The organism is Runella sp. R5_40 (assembly GCF_057652295.1).
In genome coordinates this window covers 18,725-37,618 of record NZ_JBYFCH010000005.1, presented here as the reverse complement: position 1 = coordinate 37,618, position 18,894 = coordinate 18,725, and the positions used below count along the sequence as shown (strand labels likewise).

Below are 18,894 nucleotides of genomic sequence, written 5' to 3'. Positions count from 1 at the left end.
TAACAAACTATGAATGAGCTTTTCGTTTTTTTTGATGCTTTTCAGAAGCTTTCTATGCCAGAAAAAGAGGCGATTGAAGGGCTTTGTACTGAAATAAAATTGAAAAAAAACGACGAATTGCAGCCCATTGGCCATACATGTCGCAACATTTACTTTGTTAAAAAGGGAATAGCGCGCATTTACTACTACAAAGATGGTACCGAGGTGACTGAATCTTTTTCATTTGAAGGTAGCATTATAGTGAGGGTAGAGAGTTTATTTCTTGGAATTCCGTCGCGAAAAGCCATTCAGATTGTTGAAGAAGCGGAAATAATAGCCATTCAAACACCTGCCTTATTTCGACTGTATGATACGTTTCCGATGGTTGAACGCCTGTTTCGGAAAGTTTTTGAAAAAGGCTACGTTGAAGCAGTTCAACGACTTGAAAGTTTGCAATTTCACACGGCAGAGGAGCGCTATTCGGCCCTTATTGAGGATATTCCTAATGCTGTTCGACGAATTCCTCTCAAATACATTGCTTCCTATTTGGGGATTTCCCAAGTGAGTTTGAGTAGAATTAGGGCAACAGTAAAGTGATTTTTTAACAAATGTAAAAGGAATCGGTTTTAGGGAATTTGACCTTTGTGGAATGTTTTTAAATCATTCGACATGGTTCAATTTGGGTTAAAAGAAAACTGGAAACAGTTTGCATTGTTGGTGATTATCAATGCGTTTGTGGGTGGAATGATTGGTCTTGAGCGGTCTATTTTACCACAATTGGCCGAACAAGCATTTGGGATTGCGTCAAAAACAGCGATTCTATCGTTTATCATCACTTTTGGCATTACAAAAGCCATTGTCAACTACTTTACGGGCAAACTAGCGAATTTATTGGGGCGAAAAAAGCTCTTGATAATTGGCTGGCTTTTTGCCTTACCAGTTCCTTTTCTATTGATTTATGCACCTAATTGGTCGTGGATTGTGGCGTCCAATGTGTTGTTAGGCATCAATCAGGGACTGACGTGGAGCACGGCTGTTATGATGAAAATCGACCTTGTAGGCGACAAAAACCGTGGGCTGGCGGTGGGTATCAACGAATTTGCGGGGTACTTATCGGTGGGTGTTGTGGCTTTTCTGACAGGCTACATCGCCAGTCATTACGGAGTGAGGCCATACCCTTTTTATTTAGGAATAGGATTCGCCATCGTAGGGCTGTTATTAAGCATATTTTTTGTCAAAGATACACGCCAACATGTTTCTGTTGAGAACAAAGCAAGTGTTATTCCCCTTTTGGCAAGTCCCTTTTGGGATACGACTCTTCGGCACAATTCGCTGAGTGCAGTGACGCAAGCGGGGCTTGTTAATAACCTAAATGATGGCATGATTTGGGGAATTTTGCCGTTGTTACTTTTTGCAAAACACTTCACTTCTGCACAAATTGGTATTTTGACGGCGATTTATCCGTCAGTTTGGGGACTTAGTCAATTGGTTACAGGCCGATTGTCTGATATTTATTCCAAAAAAGGTTTATTGTTTTGGGGAATGTTGTTGCAGGCTCTGGGAATCATTTGGCTCATTTGGGCAACTACTTTTACGCATTTCGCGCTGATTGGCACAGCTTTAGGTCTTGGAACAGCCTTGGTTTATCCCACTTTTTTGAGTGCTATTGCTGATTACACGCCTCCCGCCCAGCGCGCAGAAAGTCTGGGGACTTTCCGATTTTGGCGCGACATGGGGTATGCCGTTGGGGCATTACTGACGGGGGTAATTGCTGATTACTTTGGGCTAACCATGTCAATCGTTAGCATTGGCACGTTGACCGCTCTGTCGGCTTTTGTGGTGTTGTTCAGAATGAAATAATCAGCATTAAATCTCCATTTCTAACAACGCATAACTCAATGCTTTTCCGTGGGTGTCTATGGCCAATGAGGTAGTTACGCCTGTTAGTAAGGCGTCTTGACACACAAACAATAATGACGAAATAGTGGGCAGTTCGTACCGTACAATTTCACCCGAAACGATGTCTTTTAAATGTTCTTTTACCCGTTCTACCGTTATTGCTTTGCACAAAAATTCATAATCTTTCGCGTCGTACGGAATCAACGATAGGGTAGAGGTATTGCCTTTGTCTCCAGCGCGGCTGTGGGCGATTTGATGTAACTTCATCTTTTTAAAAAAGTATTACTTCTGGACTCACTTTCTTTCTATCCACTAAAACCGACACAATGCCGACGAGCTCGGTGACGTACTTTCGGGCACCTCCGCCACCTGCTGGGCCATTAGTGTAAAGGGCTTCTACTTCTTCGCCGATGATAGCGGCTTTTTGGGCGGTTGCGGCGTTGGCAGCTATGCGTAATCGCACTTCATAAGGTTCAAGGAGATGGTTAAAATCAGTCCGATGAATGGCCGAAACGCCGACGTAATCGGTTCGCAAATCGGGAAAATCAGCTTTGAGCCTTTTTTCGAGGGTATCGCCTGCCAACTGCGCCCTTGCGAGGGCATTTGCCCCCGCGTATGAGATTTCGCCTTCCCCCAAAAAACCAGCCTGATAACCCACGCTTACTTTGAGCGTTGACGGTTTTTCTTGGCCAGTGCCACCCCATACTTTGACTTGATTATCGGCAATTTCTTCCAAGTGTACCGTCGTAAAATTAGCTGATACATCGGGTGTAAGGTAGGCATGTGGGTTGACGACTTCGTACAATAATTGCTCTTTGACCGTAGCCAAATTGACAACGCCCCCCGTACCTGCAACTTTGCTAATGATGGCCGAGCCGTCCGCAAAAACATCGGCAAAAGGATGACCCAAGGTGTCTAGGTTCGTTACGGGTTTGGTAATTGGGTCGGCAAAATATCCGCCAGTTATTTGCCCCGCACATTCTAGTAAATGTCCTACGATGGTTCCTTGTCCCAACAGATTGTAGTTGTCGGTAGCCCAGCCAAATTCATGAATCATGGGGGCTAGAAACAACGATGGGTCGGCCACTCTTCCCGTGATAACGATTTGAGCATCAGACTGTAATGCTTCCAAAATTCCTTCCACTCCCATGTACGCATTGGCAGAAATAAGAGAGGAGGGAGGAGTGTTGAGAGATGAGGGAGGAGTGTTGAGAGAGGAGGGAGGAGTGTTGAGAGAGGAGGGAGGAGTGTTGAGAGAGGAGGGAGGAGTGATGAGCGCGATGGCAAAATCTTCATTGTTAAATTTAGAAATCTCATTACTCATCGCTACTAACTTATCGCTCAATTCGTCTCCGATAACGGCGGCTACTTTTACTGAAATGCCTTGTTTCTGAGCGATTTCAACGATTTTTTTTGCACCTTCAATGGGGTTAGCTGCTCCCATGTTGGTAATGAGACGAATGTTATTCTTTGCCAAAATAGGTAACAAACCCTCAATGCGGCGTTCCAACAACGGGTCGTAGCCTTTGGTAGCATCTGCGCGTTTTCGTTTTTGGGCAAGGGCAATGGTGCGTTCGGCCAAACATTCCAACACCAAATAATCTAAATTGCCTTGTTCGGCCAAAATAATGGCAGGTTCTAATCTATCCCCCGAAAAACCCGCCCCGCAACCTATTCTGATTTTATTTTTCATTCCGTATGAAATTTATCGTTATTACCCAATATCAAAATGCCATGAATATGATTTGGCATAACCACAAACGCACCCAATTCAATATTCTTTGCATGGTTTTTAATCTCGTGCCAAAATACGTCGGCCAGAACACCGATGGACGATAATTGCATTTTATGATTGATAATTTTACCAAAAAAATGCTCGCGATTTTTAGTACAGATAGTAATAAAATAGGCACCGTTCCATCCATAATCCCACCAAGAGGCACGTGCCGAGGCAATACGGTATTTGTGTTGAAATTTTTCCATGATTACAAATGTATTGACCCTGTCAAAATAGCCATGATCATCATCACAATGGTTGTACCCCATGCCCAGAAAAACGTGTGGCGTTGGTGTTCGCCTAAATCCACCTCAGTGAGCCCCACCAGCAAAAAAGTCGAAGCCGTAAGCGGACTGATAGGAAAGCCGACGGTCATTTGACCTAGCAAGGCCGCACGACCAATTTCGAGCGGGTCAATGCCAAATTGGGTAGCGGTCTGGCTCAAAATAGGAACAACCCCAAAATAATAAGCATCGGGAGTAAACAAAATGCTGGCGGGCAAACTCGTGAGCGCAGTCAGGGTAGGTAGCCAACTGGCGTGCTGCTGAGGTATGAGCGCCACCAATGAATTGGCCATGGCGTCAATCATTTTTGCCCCCGTGAGGATGCCAGAAAAGATACCTGCGGCAAAAATCATACTTGAAACCAAGAAAATATTGGTACCGTGGCTTTTGATGACCTTTTGTTGGTCCATAAGTTTGGGGTAATTGACGAGCAATGCAATCATGCTCGCAATCACAAACAGTACGGGAGCGGGAAGCCATCCTTTGGTCAACGCAATAATGAGTGAGATAGTAAGAATGGCATTGATAATGAGTAGGTTGGGGCGGCGTAGCTGATGCTGTTCTGTGTTTAAGTTGTCTTTGTGATTGTACTCAAACTCAATGATGCCAAGGCGTTTTCTTTCTTTTTGGCCAAACCAATACGCAACAAAAAGCACCCAAACAATACCCGCTACAATGGCTGGAATGTTGGGGTTGAAGATGTGAACCGCATCGCTCTTTAACGTAGAAATCGCCCGTGCGGATGTCCCCGACCACGGAACCAAATGTAAGGGGCCGACGCTCAGGGCCACGATACTCGCCAAGATTTTTCGGTTGATTTTCAGTTGTTTGTAAATGGGCAAAAACGCTGACAACACAATCATAAAGGTGGCTGTACCGTCGCCGTCGAGGTGGACAATCATGGTCAGAATCGCCGTTCCCAAAATCACCTTGAGCGGGTCGCCCTTTACTGATTTAATGATAGCAGCAATGACAGGGTCAAAAAGCCCTGCGTCGAGCATGGTGGCAAAGTACAACACCGCAAACATCAATAAAACCCCCGTCGGTGCTACCTGTTTGATACCTGCTAAGGCAAAATCGCCGAGTTCTTTGGGACTAAAACCAGCCAAGAGTCCAAAAACAACGGGCGTAATAACCAAGGCAGTCATCACCGACATTTTTTTTGTCATGATAAGTGCCAAAAAAACAAGAATGGTAGCAAAACCGAGGACGGAAAGCATTGATAATTAGGAGTTTTTAATTATGTAAATGCGCAAAACAAGATAATACTTTATTGTGCGTAAATTTTGGGGTATTATTGGTTTATACTGCTTCGGAGAAGCGTATCCTTTGTAGAAGTAGAAGAGAGCTTGCGTTGTTATGCTTCTCCGAAGCAAAAATTAAAAATAATCTCCTGCTACTACAAATGTTGCGCCTCTACCGAGGCTGCTTTGAATTCCTCAAAAACTTGTGATTAAATACTTCAAATCAACCTCTCTTCAACTGTTTATATTTCTCAATGTACATCTTATCCAGTGCCTCTGAGTCTTTGTATTTGACGCGGAGCGCTGTCAATTTTTTGTGCATTTCTGCCTTTATTTTGGCGTATTTAGGGTCGTTATAGACGTTCTTGAGTTCGTTTTTGTCGTTAGTACGGTCGTACAATTCCCATTCATCAACATCATGATAGAAATGCACTAACTTGTATTTTTCCGTGACAATTCCGTAGTGGCGTTTTACCATGTGAATCCCTGGATATTCGTAATAATGGTAATAAGCCGCATCCCTGAAATTTTTGCCTTGTCCTTTAAAAATCGGAATCAAACTTTCTCCTTGCATGTCGGAAGGAGGTTTTACACCCGCAACCTCCAAAAACGTTTGTGCATAGTCAAGATTTTGAACCATTTGCGAGTTTTTAGACCCCGCTTTTATTACCCCAGGCCACTTGATTAACAAAGGTGTTTTGAACGATTCATCAAAAATAAAACGCTTGTCAAACCAGCCGTGTTCTCCCAAATAAAACCCTTGGTCGGAAGTATAAATGACGATGGTATTTTCCTCTAAACCATTCTCTTTTAGGAAGTCTAATACCTTGCCAACTCCTTCGTCCACGGAGGCGATACAGCCCAAATAATCCTGCATATAGCGCTGGTACCGCCATTTCATTTTGTCGGTATCGCTCATTTTAGGATAATTTTTGATAAAGTCCTCGTTCATTTTATCGTAAGTGGCATCCCAAACTTTGCGCTGTTCAGCATTCATTCGACCAACGGTGTAGTCATAATTGCGTTTATCGTACGGGTGCGATTCTTTGATGCCCAATTTATCCATGTTTTCGGGCTTGATTTTGGAATCACCCGCCCAGTTCATGTGCGTGAGCAGGTTCATTTCAGCCTGCTTAGAGGCACTTCCGCGGCCTTCATACTTGTCAAAAAGCGTGGTGGGCTCAGGGAATTTTTTGTTGATAAATTCCTTAAAGTGACGTTCCGCAGGCAGCCATTCGCGGTGAGGGGCTTTGTGCAAATAGGCCAAGAAAAATGGTTTTTCTTTATCTCGTTCTTTTCCTAACCAGTTGAGAGTCATGTCTGTGATAATGTCAGTGACATAGCCCATGATTTTCTTTTTACCCTCTTTTTTAGTGATAAAGTCGGGGTTGTAATAATCGCCTTGGTCGGGTAAAATTTTAAACTCGTCAAATCCTTTGGGGCTGTTACCAAAGTGTAATTTTCCAAACATGGCAGTTTCGTAGCCATTCGCTTGAAGTAGCTGTGGAAAGGTGATATTGGTGGTGTCAAACGGAAAATTATTGTCAATTTTTCCGTTCAAATGACTGTGTTTCCCCGTCAAAATCACGGCCCTCGATGGTGCACAAATGGAGTTGGTGACGCAAGCATTGTTAAAAAGCATCCCTTCCTTGGCAATACGGTCGATGTTAGGAGTTTGGGTGAGACGGTTGCTGTACGCCGAAATCGCCTGATACGCATGGTCGTCTGACATGATAAAGACGATGTTGGGACGATGACCCTCTTGGGTTTTCTTGGTAGCCTGCTTGAACGAAAACGTACCAATAGCAATGATGGCTACGGCAGCGATAGAAATGGTGATTTTTTTCATAAATGACAATGATTAAAACTTCAAATAATCATTAAAAAACGGTAGTAAATCGTTTAAAACACGTCCGTCAGTTGTCCAGATTTTATTGCCGTGGTCGCCGATGTATTCTTCAGAAAAGTGATTAATCCCCAGGTTCTCTAAACGCTGGCTCAACATCCCGATTTGGACAGGAAAACGGGGAGAGTCATTTCGCCCCCAATCCAATTTGATAGCGGTTAGTTTGCGCAAATTATCAGCATATTTATTGACCATGTAAACGGGCATATTGGCCTCCCATTTTTCCAAAATTGCTTGATTGACAATCATTTTATCGCCTTCGTAGCTAAACGGAAAGTCGCAATAAAACGGAGGTTTGTTTGGATTGGGCGACCATGCCCGCGCTACGGCCACCAATACTTTGGGGTAATAGGTTTTCTTTAAATCTTCTTGCGTTTTTACGTTTTGAACCTCTTTGAAAGATGGACTGTTGGGGCCAAATTCCTTCACCATTGCCAACAACCCTGGACTCAACGCATAAATACTGCTAAATACCTCTGGGTGCAACATGCCAATTTTAAATGCACCATAGCCACCCATCGAATGCCCCGCAATCCCCCGACTTTCACGAGTGGCAAGGGTTCGGTAGTTTTTGTCCACGTATTCGACGAGCTCTTTGGATTCAAATTCGTCCCAATTTCCTGTCAATGAAGAGTTTGAGTAGAAACTGCCTTCGTAAAGCGTGTAATGGTCGGCTTGAACAAAAATAAAAGGTTTGATTTTGTTACGTTTGATACCTTCGTCGAGGATAGCTTGCATTTGCGGAAAAATATTATCCTTCCCCATAAAGCCATGCAAGTAATAAATGACAGGATAACGTTGCGTAGAAGCATCATAATTGGGCGGAAGATAAACCGAAACCTTACGATTTGGGTCTTCGCCGCCCGTATTTTGAAGAGCTTTGGAGTTGAGTACGAAACTGACGACTTTGCCTTGAGCCAAAGCCTCACTTCCCCCAACGGAGAAGCAAAAAATGAGAATTAAAAATAAAAGTTTTTTCATCGGGTTAGTTTGAAAAAATAACCTTCCCGAAAGTTTCAGAACTTTCGGGAAGGTAGCTTATTCGGTAATTGCTATTTTGCTAATTGCTTTTTGACTTAGCTCATCAAAATATTCTTGGCAAAAGCTACGCATTTCGCTACTTCTTTGACCGCATCCGAACCTTCGGGGATTTGGTACTCAAGCTCAACCGAAACGGGAAATTTGTATTTGCGGTCGCGAATCATCAACAAAATTTCACGGATAGGCGTGTCGCCCGTGCCCCACGTCAAGTTGCCTGCGCCGTGTTCGGGCGTGGTGCGGTCTTTTAAGTGCATGGTCGAAATACGGTCGTGCTTGTTTTCGATAAAGGCCATAAGCGCCTCTTTAGTGTTTTTACCCCCCGCCGCAAGGTAGTGACCACAGTCAAAATTAATCGAGTTGTAAGGCGATTGACTTAGCGCGTTATCCCACAATGTATCAGTAGCTTGGGTGTGATTGTGATAGCCTACATACACCTTGTTTTTTGCCCCCAAATCACCCAAACGTTGGGTTTGTTTTGGGTCGGTGGGTAGTTCTAACGTTACCGAAGTAGCTCCGAGTACTTTGGCCACTTTCATACCGTATTCAACCTCGCCATCGGTATTGGTTGGGCTAAAGGCGTTGGGTTTGAAAGCATAAATAGAGATGCCCGCTTTGTCAAATTTCTTACGAACTTCTTTGAATTTATCCATCGAAACCGTGCTGCGCCATTCCGCTACTTGTTTGTTGTAGTCGGCCATTTGGGCTTTTTGTTCGTCGGTCAACTGCGGGCGTTGGCCAGGGCGCGCATTACGGAAAAGCTGCGCCATGTCAATCGGCGATTTTGGTTTTCCAGCATATTCTTCCACCGAATCGCCCATCAACTCAATGGCACTAAGGTTGGAGTCAATGCAAAACTGAATCAATTTATCGACATCATGCGGCATACTACGGAATGAATAGGTAATAGCGCCAATTTGCACACCTTTAAACTTAGAGTTGGGTTTGTCGGCCAATGCCCATGCTTTATTGACGTTAAACAGGCCTCCCATCGCAGTGAGAGACGCCATTGCTATAAAATTTCGGCGAGATACTTGTGTTGTCATTGGTTATGAGGGTTTAATAAATAATGACGATTTAGTGAATTACTACTAAAAGAAAAACGCGTCCGTTTTTTCCTGATTAATTGTTCCTCTATTGCCCAAATATGAATAAATAACGCTAACGTGCATCTGCATCTATCTTCAAACCCCATGCCTTTAGGCTGGGGTTTAAAAAAAGAGTGTAACTTAGGGCTTCAGCCCTGACTTTTTAAACACTAAGGCTATAAAAGTCAGGGCTGAAGCCCACGTAACATGTTCCTATTGCATCCCCAGCCTAAAGGCGTGGGGTTAAAATAGAAAAAGCCTTATACTTTGCGTAGTTAATTAAATAATTTCGGAGCAAATTGGCTTAAATAGACTCGCCAGTTTCTCCAAATATGCCCACCTTCCGATTCAACATACTCGTATTTCATTCCCATACCATCTAGTTTTTTGCGGAAATCGACATTGGCTTGGTAAAGGAAATCGGTTTTGCCAATGGCTATCCAGTAGAGCTTGGTTCCGTTTTCTTTTTGTACTTTCAAGGTTTCATCAATGTTGCTATACACCTTTGCCGTAGCATCTTCGCGTGGCATAATGGCGGCAGAAAACAAGCCGACGTAGTCAAACGTATTTGGATAAAACCGTGAAATGTGCATTGAATGAAAACCTCCCATGGATAAGCCTGCAATGGCTCTGCTCTCTTTTTTGGCGTTTACGCGGTAGTTTTTCTCCACAAATTTTACAATATCCATAAAAGCACCTTCATACGAACCTTCCATGGTACGAGGAGCCATAAATTGCGGTTTGTAGAAGCCCGTATTTCCTTCACCAGGGGCGGCATCTTGCGAAGCGTTTCCGTTTGGCATGACCACAATCATTGGTTTGGCTTTGCCTTGAGCGATAAGATTGTCCATGATTTGTGCCGTGCGTCCGAGTGCTATCCAAGCCTCTTCATCGCCACCCGCGCCGTGCAATAAATAAAGTACGGGGTAATTGGCTTTGCTGCTTTCATAACCTGGAGGGGTGTAAATGGTGAGGCGGCGGTTGATGCCTAAGCCTGGTGAGTCGTACCAACGTCGGGTTACGCTACCGTGCGGGATGTCGTTTACTTTGTAAAAGTCAGCCTGAGTACCTCCCACAATAAAAATATTAGTAACAGTCGCTACATCACGGTTTAAAAATGGATTATTTGGGTCGATGCTACGAAGGCCGTCCACCGTAAATGAATACGAATACAATTCAGGGGCGAGTGCATCGGAAGTAAAAGTCCAAACGCCTTTCTCATCTTTTTTCATCAATGCAGGTTTTGGAACATCCACTAAACCAAAACGCGATTTAATTTTCATGGTAGGCAAAAAATCCCCTGTTACAAAAACAGAGTCGGCTTTTGGGGCAAAAAAGCGAAACGTAACGGTTTTGTCCGCATTGATTTCAGGCGACTTGAGGTCGGCAGCGTTAAAAAGAGCTTCTTGTGAAAAAGCTAAATGGCTCAATAGTAGGCCAAAAAGTAAAACAATTGATTTTTTCATGTTTTGATAATTTAGTTTAAATATCACCGCCAGCGAGTTTGAAAATCCCCTGACGGTGACGGAACGAATTGAACTTTGATAGGTAATTGAAATTTATTGTGGCGCAACGACCTTCATCAACTCTTCGTCGTGGTGGTACCGAATGCCGCATTTATTGTCGAAAAACATCGTCGTTCCTTTTTCGGCCGTATAAGCATCCCATTTGGGAAGACCAGCATGATTGGGGTTGCCCGTTTTGGCGAAATTAATCCACGATTGGCTCATTTTATCGGCCAACACGTAAGCGTCTTTGAAACCTCCCGTCATTTCTTCGCAGCGAGCGATGTTGTTGAATACAAACGGAATTTCCATGCAGTGGACAGCCTTGTATTTTCCATCCATCACAGGCGACTGCCACGTAAACATAAACATGTAAACAGGTGCCCCGCCTGCCAACGACGACTTTTGCTTGGCTTGAGATACGGCCCCTGGACGGAAAGTTACGTCAATGTCCAAAACTGCTGAAGGTTTGGTGTCTTCGGGGAATGCTTTTTTTGCGGCAGCAATGTACGCTTCAGCTTTGTCGCCATACGATTTTTTGACCAGTTCCAATACTTGCTCAGGGGTGCTGTTGGCGGGAGCCGCTCGGAAAGCGGCAAACTCATTTTTAGTTGTGCCAATCAATAAAGGAATGTTTTTAGAAAGTTCAAAAGCTTCATTTGAAAACAATTGGTAGGGGAGAACCTCGCCGTCCACGCTTGGCCCCCAGCTCAAACCAAAGCCAATGACAGGTTTTCCTTCTGCTTTCATTTTATCGGCAATGGTTTTTAAGGCTCTTTTGCCCGCATCGCTCAAGGTTTGGAAAGGTACTTTTTGAACGTCATCCACTTTGTCGGCCGAAATGTTGAGTTCCTTTAATACCTCAGCACCAATGGCTTGGGTTGTTTTTTTGTCGAGCATGGCAGCACGAAAAGCCCCACTTTGGTTGATGGCTTTGTGGAATAGTCCTTTGGCCGACGGCATCGCCATGAGCGTATTTACCTTCGCTCCCCCGCCTGACTGCCCAAAAATGGTGACGTTGTTGGGATCACCGCCAAAGTTCGCAATGTTGGTTTTTACCCATTCCAGCGCTACTTTCATATCTAGCACGCTCAAATTGGCCGATTGTTTGTACTTATCACCGTAAGCCGACAAATCCAAATACCCTAAAATATTCAAGCGGTGGTTGATAGAAACAACAACGACGTCTCCTTTTTTAGCCAAATTTTCGCCATCGTAGGAAGGTAGTTCTTGCGATGAACCTGCCGTAAAGCCCCCTCCGTGAATCCAGAACAACACAGGGCGTTTTTTGCCATCGTTGATACCAGGTGACCAAACGTTGATGCGCATGCAGTCTTCACTTGTATAGCCCCAACTATGGTTAAAAACGAACTCTGGCTCGTCCGTCACCGAAGTAGTGGGGTCCATCAGCGGTGCAACGGGGCCGTAGCTCATCGAGCTTCGTACATTGGTCCAAGGCTTTGGTTTTTGAGGAGCTTCAAAACGTTTTGCTTCGGCATACGGTATTCCCTTATACGTAAAAATGCCATTGTGAATATAGCCCCTAACTTTGCCTGCATCGGTATTGGTGACAGCTACGTTTTCGCCCGTTTGCACTTGGGCAAAAGCACTATTTAGGGTGCAGGCGAGCGCAACAGCGCAAGATACAACCAGTTTTTTCATGTGTTAAAAATGTGTTTTGATAGGTGTTTGAATGGTTATTTTTCTAATTTTTTCAACGTGTTCTTAATCTCCTCTTTGGAGAGCCACTTGCCATTGAGCATTACCCCTTCAACCTCACCCACAGCGCTTATATCTTTCATTGGATTTGCATTGAGCAGAACCAAATCGGCCACAGCTCCTTTTTTGATGACCCCCAAGTTGTCGTTCTTAAAAAACTGTCCAACGTTATAGGTGCCTGTTCTGAGTGCTTCGTAAGGAGTTAGTCCTGCCTCCACCAAGTAAGTTAGCTCGTGTTTGAGTGAAAACCCTGGGACGCTAAAAACTTGCGGCGCATCCGAACCCAACAAGAGCCCAACCCCTTGTTTTTGGCATTCGTAAATGACTTTTTTACGGATTTCGTTGTATTTTAATACAGATTCGGGTTTGTATTGAGGGCTTTTAAAGGTGTTTTGTTTGGCCGTTGCCCAACTAGCTAACTGGGCTTTGCTCATGTATTTCATCTCGGGTGCTGCTAGCATATCGTCCACCGAGCGTTTGGGCGATTGCCAATGCTCGGCAAGGGTTTGGGTTGGAACAATCCAAATATGGTGTTCACGAATGGCTTGTAGCGCTTTGTTGAGTTGGCTTAAATCAGCCCGATGCCCAGCAAACATTCCAAAAAGTCCCACTTCGTCTTCGCTGAGGGTGTCCAAGCGGGGGATTAAACTTTGAACAATACCGTCTAAGTGGTCAATGGTGGCATAATTGGCCTCAATGGAGCGCCAAAGTCCTACATTAAATGAAACGTGCCCACCGTAGGTCATGCCCTCCTCATTGGCGGCTTTGATTACTGCTTCAAAATTGCTTTTGGAGAGCCCAGGGTGCATTTTCATAAAATCATATCCTGCCCGTTTTTGGCTTCTTACGCGCTCAATGCCTTCTTCTGGCGTTTTGACACTTGCACCGCTGAACGAAGGCCCTGAAGTATATAGCCGAGGCCCCAAAATATCACCTGTTTGTATTTTTTTGCGTAGCTCCAAGTGCAGCGGATGCCCCAACATTCCTCGGATGGTTGTGACACCGTTGGCAGCAAAGAGTAACAATACTTCTTTCATCGGTTCAATGTCATCGACGGGCGGAACGTGGGCGTGCATTTCGGCCAAGCCAGGCAGTAGAAATTTACCTTTGGCGTCGATGACCAGCGCGTCTTTGGCGTAAACAACTTTTGTCCCCATTGCAGAAATTTCCCCATTTTTGACCACCACCGTTTGGTTGCTGAGAACGGTTTCGGTATTCATGGGAAGGACTGACACGTTTTTAATGACGATTTCGCGTTGACGAGAATCAACAATTTTTTGGGCGTTTAAGCCCCAAGCTACAAGTAGCGCAAGAAGTGTAAGTAAGTGTTTCATTGTCGTCGTGTTTTTGTACTACCAAAGCTACGCTAATTTGCTTCTAAAAAGTCAAATTCGCGTTTAAACAAGCCTTGTTGGGAATAGGTTTTGGTGTCCAATACAAGAATATTGCCCGTGGCTTTGTCGTAGGTTTTCCACTCAGGAAGTCCTTGGCCGTTCGGGTTGCCTGTTTTGGCAAAATTGACCCAATAAGACGACATAATGTGCTCTAATTCTTTGTCTTCTGCTTTCCAAGGACGGTTCCATGTGTGTAACGTATGTAACGCATACGGAACTTCGGAAGTGTGAAAAGCGCCATAATTTGGGAAATTAGGCTTGTCGGGTGGAACGTGGCTGAACTGATATAAATAGCTTGGTTTGTTGGTATAAGTAGCCAATAAGTGCGAAGGCATCGCGGCAAAGCCCAGCAAAGTTTGTTTTTGTTTGATTGCCTTTACTTCATCATTGGTGGTAGCGGGAAAAATACGCAGGTAGTCAGCGGCTTTGTCACCGTAGTTGGTTTGCGCTTCTTTTTGATATTCCTCCAAGGTGGTTTTGCTTTCACCTAGAAAACTGCCATCGCCCGTTACCCAGCCTGTAAGTAGTGGCACTTGGTTGTGTTTGCCGTTTTTAAAATGAGCCAAAATGTCTGTGGGCAAGACGTATCCGTCTATTGTAACCCCAAACCGCCCTGCATCTTGGGCATTGCTAAGTTTTTGAAGTTCGTCTGCTGATTTACTGCGCAATTCGGCGAGGGAACTACACTTGGCTTTTTCCATAAATTTAAGCCCTTGTTTTTCCGCATCGGTGAGGTTGTAACTCAAACGGTTCGATAGTAACCCGCCACTTTGTGGAATGGCTTTGTGAAATAAGCCTTTGGCCAAGGGGGAAGCAATCAGGGCATTCACACTAAAAGCGCCTGCTGATTGGCCTGCAATGGTGACGTTGGCAGGATTCCCCCCAAAATTTGCAATGTTTTGTTGAACCCATTGAAGTGCCGCGATTTGGTCTAAAAACCCGTAGTTCCCTGAAGCATGGTAGCCCGATTCTTTGGTAAGGTCAGGATGAGCCATAAAACCCAATACCCCCACGCGGTAATTGATGCTGACAAAAACAATGTCTTTCTTAGCCATTTCTTCACCGTTATAAATGTCGCAATTGGCCGAGCCACTGTTTAGACCGCCGCCATAAATCCAAACAAAAACGGGTAGCTTTTCTGCTTTTGATTTGGCGGGTGTCCACACATTGAGATACAAACAATCTTCACTTAACGGCTCAGGTTTGGCAATAAACTCTTCAGACCAACAGTAAAAAGGCTGGGGTTTGTTTTGAATTGGACTTGCTGAAAATTCGGTACATTTTTTTACGCCTGTCCAATTTTGTACGGGTTGGGGGGCTTTCCAGCGCAAGTCACCAATGGGTGGCGTAGCAAAAGGAACGCCTGTATATATACGTAAATTTTCTTTAACGTAACCTTCGACTTTACCTTTGGCGGTTTGAACGACAAGTTGTCCTTTTAGAATTGGGATGAGTGATAAGTGAAGTGTGATGAATAAAATGAGCTTTTTCATTTTTCGTTTAGTTTTTCACTTTGGGAATCGGGACAAGCGGGAATCTTGATTGGTAAAGAAAAAATGCAGGCAAGCTTACGGTCGTTTACGGTCTGACTATTGTCTGACCGGTCAGACGATAGTCAGACCGTAAACTCGCCCACGTATAGATAGGTTAGTTTTTATAGGCTTTGTCAAGAAACAAATAACGAGCATCGTCTTTGGCACTTTCGGTACGAGACTCAACATCCAAAATCATCACGGGTGGAGTACTTTCTCCCGCCTTTGCGGCTTTCCAATTGGGAAGTTTATCTCCGTTTGGATTTCCTGTTTTGACAAAATTGGTAAAGTAATTCAGCATCGTATCCGATACTTTAAAATCATCGGCAGTCCAAGCATATTCTTTCACTAGCGGAAGGTTGCCCATCGCGTATTCAATTTCACAGGCGTGTGGTGCCCCAACGGCTTTGGGAGGCTTGGGGGCATTGGCGTCGGCCCGAACTGTACCACCAGCTAACCCAGATGCCAGTGATTTGTCCACCAAGTCAGGGCGAAGTTTGCTGTATAAATAGCGGTAAACAGGTTGAGAACTGTTGTTGCGGTGCAAATCAAACCACTTCCAAGTGCTGTATGAAATGAATCGGTCGGCTGCTAAGGCCGTTGCGGAGAGTTCAATTTCTTTTTCTGAGCCGTGGGGATATAATTTTAAAACTTCCTCAAAATCAGTAGGATACTCTTTTTTGACGCGTGCTACGTAGTTTTCTTCTTTATAGGGTTGTCCTTGCATGAAGGCTTGTCCTGGAATTTCGGCAGAGTTCCAGCCGACCAAAAGGGGTACTTGCGCTTGTTCTTTGGCAGCGAAAACCTGAGGTAATGTTTTGGTTAAGAAATAGTTATCAATCACAATGGGGAATCCAAAGCGGCGAGATTCGTTGTAAATTTCGTAAATCTCACGCGTTGACATTCCTCTCAATTCTTTGATGGATTTTATTCCAGCTTTTAGCAAAAACTCAGCGCCTTGTTTTTCACCTTCTGCCAGCGGTACGGGTGCCATCGTTGGATTGATACCTGCACCACTTTCACCAATGGCTCCTGCAATCAAATTTCTCGACAAAGGAGAGGCCATCTGGCAACTTACGCCAATTGAACCAGCCGATTCGCCCGCAATCGTTACTTTTTTAGGGTCGCCACCAAAGGCTGCTATGTTTTTTTGAACCCATTTGAGGGCAGCAGCTTGGTCAAGCATTCCGTAATTACCAGAAGCTTTGTAAGGCGCTTCTGCGGTGAGTTCGGGGTGTGTTAAAAAACCAAAAATATTCAAACGGTAATTGCAAGTGACGACCACCACCCCTTTTTTAGCCATGCTTTCGCCGTCGTAGCGTGGTTCTGAGGCATCGCCAGCTACATTGCCGCCACCATAAAAGTAAACCAGAACGGGTAAATCTTTGGTGTTACGTTTGGCAGGTGTCCATACATTAAGGTACAAACAGTCCTCGCTGACGCCATTTGAGCGGGAATTCATGTCGCCAAACACAACGGTTTGCATCGGACGAGCACTAAATTGTTTGGTTTGTTTTACCCCTTTCCAATTGTCGGCGGGCTGGGGGGCTTTCCAACGTAGTTCGCCTACGGGAGGTTTGGCAAAAGGTACGCCAAAATAGGTTTGAATACCCGTTTTTGTATCATAATTCCCTTCAATGACGCCATTTTCAACGGTGGTTTGAACCGAAAATGCGTTATTTTGAGCTTCGGTGGGCATTTGGGTAGCTAAGAAAAGTCCTAACAAATAGACTAATTTCTTCATAAACTTTGATTAAATTTATTTATTGTCTCATTTTGTGACAATAATAATTGCTTTTTGAAAATTATCCTATTTATTTGAAAAAAATTTACATTTGTTGGTTAAAAATCAGTCACCAGTGAAGCAAACAGCGTATTTAAGACACATTGCCTACGATTCGGTTATCTTTGGATTTTCGGGAGAAAAACTCAAAATATTGATTACAAAGTACCACAATACAGGGCTTTTTGCTTTGCCAGGGGGCTTTGTGAAAATGGATGAAAACCTAAACGATGCGGTGCGCCGAGGTTTGAAAGAACGGACGGGCTTGGATAATATTTACCTAGAGCAGTTTTATACCTTTGGGGACGTGGCTCGATTTCGACCAGAAGTGATGCAAACGATTCTTGAAGCCAATGGGCATTCCATCCAGACGTACGAATGGATGTTGGATCGGTTTATTTCGGTGGCCTATTATGCCCTTATTAATTATAGTGAGGTGGTTCCTACGCCTGACGCACTTTCTGATTCATGTGATTGGTACAGTTTAGACGACCTTCCCGAACTGATGCTCGACCACGGCAACATAGTGAGCAAAGCCCTACAAACACTACGCGACAACTTAGAACGACAACTTGTTGGGATGAACTTATTGCCACCGCTTTTTACGATGGGAGATCTCCAAAAGGTCTATGAAGCTATTTTAGGTGAAAAACTTCACCGTGGGGCATTTCAGCGTAAAATGTTGGGATTGGGGATTCTAAAGCGCCACGATAAGCAGTATTCGGGCGCAGCCCATAAAGCACCTTTTTTGTACAGCTTTGAAGCAAGATAGAAAAAAAATGTCCCAACTCATCAACCAATGAGCTGGGACATTTAATTGTTATTCATTCGGGTATCAAAATTGTCCTTGTACAAACTGTTTTGGGGTAATGTTGTATCGTTTTTTGAAGACAATAATGAATTTGATGGCTTGCGTATATCCTAAGCGTTCAGCAACTTCTTGTACTTTAAAGTATTTTAAAAGCTCGCAGGCTCTTTCAAGCTTTCGGTCAAGATAATATTCGTAGAGTGATTTATTGTGAACTTGTTTAAACTTGTTTTGGAGCGTTACTTTGTGCATGTTGAGTTCTAAAGCTATCTCATCAATTTTGGGTAAAAAACCTCCTTCTAGGTGATTCTCAACAAGTTCCTCTAAGTGCTTTACAACCTTATTGGTTGGTGCAGAAGGGCTGTTGAGGTCAATTGACGAGCAAGCCTGCCGTAAAAAGTCATGAATAAGTTTTTTTGGGGAGACAAACTCCTTCAAATCGCCCGTGGCCCAGCCAGTCAGAGCTAACAGAGACGTAAAGCAGGCGGGGGGGAGCGGATAGGATGTTTGGTTCATCCGTAACTCATTGGTTTGTAAGGCGAAACTTTTTTCTAAATAGTCATCTTTTGTGACGATAAAGAACCCTTTCCATTTGGTGTGCGGCCCTACCCCTTCAAACCACGTAATGGGTTGATTTGGATAGAGGGCGCAATCAATAAACTTAATGGAGGGGGTAGGTGAGATAAATACAATGGCAAGTTTAGCCCCTGAATTAGGCAATGGGTACTGAAACCACTGATGCGAGGGTAGAATTGGAAGGTTAAACTCATTCCATTCAAAATCAGCGTCTGAGTATAATAAATTGACGTTAAGGGTTGACTCTGCGGCAGTTGTCATGAAAGTATATGGCTTCATTGCATCGGCAGTTAGTAGGTTGGAACATTGGATAGTTGTAAGTTTTGACGCAATGTGAGTACCAAAGATACCTAGAGATAGTA

At 44.1% G+C, this 18,894-nt stretch carries 16 protein-coding genes; 3 read left to right on the top strand and 13 right to left on the bottom strand.

Translation table 11 applies throughout. The features are described 5' to 3' along the window. The first annotated feature begins 9 nt into the window (after window positions 1-9). Window positions 10-576, top strand: a complete 567-nt coding sequence (locus tag AC23N5_RS11395; RefSeq protein ID WP_487755669.1) for a Crp/Fnr family transcriptional regulator — start codon at window positions 10-12, stop codon at window positions 574-576. Between the two features lie 72 nt (window positions 577-648). Next, window positions 649-1,839 (top strand): MFS transporter, encoded by a 1,191-nt coding sequence (locus tag AC23N5_RS11390; RefSeq protein WP_487755668.1) that lies wholly within the window; start codon window positions 649-651, stop codon window positions 1,837-1,839. Window positions 1,840-1,845: 6 nt separating this feature from the next. Here AC23N5_RS11390 and AC23N5_RS11385 read toward each other — a convergent pair whose 3' ends face one another. The 12 genes from AC23N5_RS11385 to AC23N5_RS11330 form a co-directional block, all read right to left on the bottom strand. Further along, window positions 1,846-2,145 (bottom strand): AtuA-related protein, encoded by a 300-nt coding sequence (locus tag AC23N5_RS11385; protein WP_487755667.1) that lies wholly within the window; start codon window positions 2,143-2,145, stop codon window positions 1,846-1,848. Window positions 2,146-2,149: 4 nt separating this feature from the next. After that, the gene (locus AC23N5_RS11380; protein WP_487755666.1) at window positions 2,150-3,571 is read right to left on the bottom strand and encodes an acyclic terpene utilization AtuA family protein; all 1,422 of its coding nucleotides are present in this window, start codon (window positions 3,569-3,571) and stop codon (window positions 2,150-2,152) included. After that, entirely contained in the window at window positions 3,568-3,861 is a 294-nt protein-coding gene (locus AC23N5_RS11375; RefSeq protein ID WP_487755665.1) for a transposase, read from the bottom strand. Before AC23N5_RS11375 ends, AC23N5_RS11380 begins: the two co-directional genes overlap by 4 nt. A 2-nt stretch (window positions 3,862-3,863) precedes the next feature. After that, entirely contained in the window at window positions 3,864-5,159 is a 1,296-nt protein-coding gene (locus AC23N5_RS11370) for a CitMHS family transporter (protein WP_487755664.1), read from the bottom strand. Between the two features lie 247 nt (window positions 5,160-5,406). Continuing rightward, window positions 5,407-7,032, bottom strand: a complete 1,626-nt coding sequence (locus AC23N5_RS11365; protein WP_487755663.1) for a sulfatase family protein — start codon at window positions 7,030-7,032, stop codon at window positions 5,407-5,409. A gap of 12 nt (window positions 7,033-7,044) precedes the next feature. Continuing rightward, complete coding sequence (locus tag AC23N5_RS11360; protein WP_487755662.1) at window positions 7,045-8,070, bottom strand: alpha/beta hydrolase; 1,026 nt, start codon at window positions 8,068-8,070, stop codon at window positions 7,045-7,047. A 95-nt stretch (window positions 8,071-8,165) separates the two neighbouring features. Next, window positions 8,166-9,173, bottom strand: a complete 1,008-nt coding sequence (locus AC23N5_RS11355) for a sugar phosphate isomerase/epimerase family protein (RefSeq protein WP_487755661.1) — start codon at window positions 9,171-9,173, stop codon at window positions 8,166-8,168. A gap of 317 nt (window positions 9,174-9,490) precedes the next feature. Further along, window positions 9,491-10,681, bottom strand: a complete 1,191-nt coding sequence (locus AC23N5_RS11350; RefSeq protein WP_183976930.1) for an esterase — start codon at window positions 10,679-10,681, stop codon at window positions 9,491-9,493. Window positions 10,682-10,774: 93 nt separating this feature from the next. Next, the gene (locus tag AC23N5_RS11345) at window positions 10,775-12,382 is read right to left on the bottom strand and encodes a carboxylesterase/lipase family protein (RefSeq protein ID WP_487755660.1); all 1,608 of its coding nucleotides are present in this window, start codon (window positions 12,380-12,382) and stop codon (window positions 10,775-10,777) included. Window positions 12,383-12,417: 35 nt separating this feature from the next. After that, window positions 12,418-13,773 carry an amidohydrolase family protein gene (locus AC23N5_RS11340; RefSeq protein WP_183976925.1) on the bottom strand — a complete coding sequence of 452 codons (1,356 nt, stop codon included), beginning with the start codon at window positions 13,771-13,773 and terminating at the stop codon, window positions 12,418-12,420. Window positions 13,774-13,805: 32 nt separating this feature from the next. Beyond that, window positions 13,806-15,326 (bottom strand): carboxylesterase/lipase family protein, encoded by a 1,521-nt coding sequence (locus tag AC23N5_RS11335; RefSeq protein ID WP_487755659.1) that lies wholly within the window; start codon window positions 15,324-15,326, stop codon window positions 13,806-13,808. Between the two features lie 154 nt (window positions 15,327-15,480). Next, a complete protein-coding gene (locus AC23N5_RS11330) occupies window positions 15,481-17,109 on the bottom strand; it encodes a carboxylesterase/lipase family protein (RefSeq protein WP_487755658.1) in 1,629 nt (542 codons plus the stop codon). Window positions 17,110-17,224: 115 nt separating this feature from the next. On the opposite strand from AC23N5_RS11330, the gene AC23N5_RS11325 reads away from it, so the two are divergent. Then, window positions 17,225-17,920, top strand: coding sequence for an NUDIX hydrolase (locus tag AC23N5_RS11325; protein WP_487755657.1), 696 nt, complete (start codon window positions 17,225-17,227; stop codon window positions 17,918-17,920). A gap of 63 nt (window positions 17,921-17,983) precedes the next feature. Here the strand turns inward: AC23N5_RS11325 and AC23N5_RS11320 are convergent, their stop codons facing one another. Further along, window positions 17,984-18,793: a helix-turn-helix transcriptional regulator gene (locus AC23N5_RS11320; protein WP_487755656.1), complete on the bottom strand. Its 810-nt coding sequence runs from the start codon at window positions 18,791-18,793 to the stop codon at window positions 17,984-17,986. Between the last annotated feature and the right edge of the window lie 101 nt (window positions 18,794-18,894).

Coding starts and splice junctions, on each gene's coding strand:
- AC23N5_RS11345 (WP_487755660.1), bottom strand. CDS start 12,382: ATGAAAAAACTGGTTGTATCTTGCGCTGTTGCGCTCGCCTGCACCCTA.
- AC23N5_RS11375 (WP_487755665.1), bottom strand. CDS start 3,861: ATGGAAAAATTTCAACACAAATACCGTATTGCCTCGGCACGTGCCTCT.
- AC23N5_RS11330 (WP_487755658.1), bottom strand. CDS start 17,109: ATGAAGAAATTAGTCTATTTGTTAGGACTTTTCTTAGCTACCCAAATG.
- AC23N5_RS11370 (WP_487755664.1), bottom strand. CDS start 5,159: ATGCTTTCCGTCCTCGGTTTTGCTACCATTCTTGTTTTTTTGGCACTT.
- AC23N5_RS11350 (WP_183976930.1), bottom strand. CDS start 10,681: ATGAAAAAATCAATTGTTTTACTTTTTGGCCTACTATTGAGCCATTTA.
- AC23N5_RS11355 (WP_487755661.1), bottom strand. CDS start 9,173: ATGACAACACAAGTATCTCGCCGAAATTTTATAGCAATGGCGTCTCTC.
- AC23N5_RS11335 (WP_487755659.1), bottom strand. CDS start 15,326: ATGAAAAAGCTCATTTTATTCATCACACTTCACTTATCACTCATCCCA.
- AC23N5_RS11340 (WP_183976925.1), bottom strand. CDS start 13,773: ATGAAACACTTACTTACACTTCTTGCGCTACTTGTAGCTTGGGGCTTA.
- AC23N5_RS11320 (WP_487755656.1), bottom strand. CDS start 18,793: ATGACAACTGCCGCAGAGTCAACCCTTAACGTCAATTTATTATACTCA.
- AC23N5_RS11365 (WP_487755663.1), bottom strand. CDS start 7,032: ATGAAAAAAATCACCATTTCTATCGCTGCCGTAGCCATCATTGCTATT.
- AC23N5_RS11360 (WP_487755662.1), bottom strand. CDS start 8,070: ATGAAAAAACTTTTATTTTTAATTCTCATTTTTTGCTTCTCCGTTGGG.
- AC23N5_RS11380 (WP_487755666.1), bottom strand. CDS start 3,571: ATGAAAAATAAAATCAGAATAGGTTGCGGGGCGGGTTTTTCGGGGGAT.
- AC23N5_RS11390 (WP_487755668.1), top strand. CDS start 649: ATGGTTCAATTTGGGTTAAAAGAAAACTGGAAACAGTTTGCATTGTTG.
- AC23N5_RS11385 (WP_487755667.1), bottom strand. CDS start 2,145: ATGAAGTTACATCAAATCGCCCACAGCCGCGCTGGAGACAAAGGCAAT.
- AC23N5_RS11395 (WP_487755669.1), top strand. CDS start 10: ATGAATGAGCTTTTCGTTTTTTTTGATGCTTTTCAGAAGCTTTCTATG.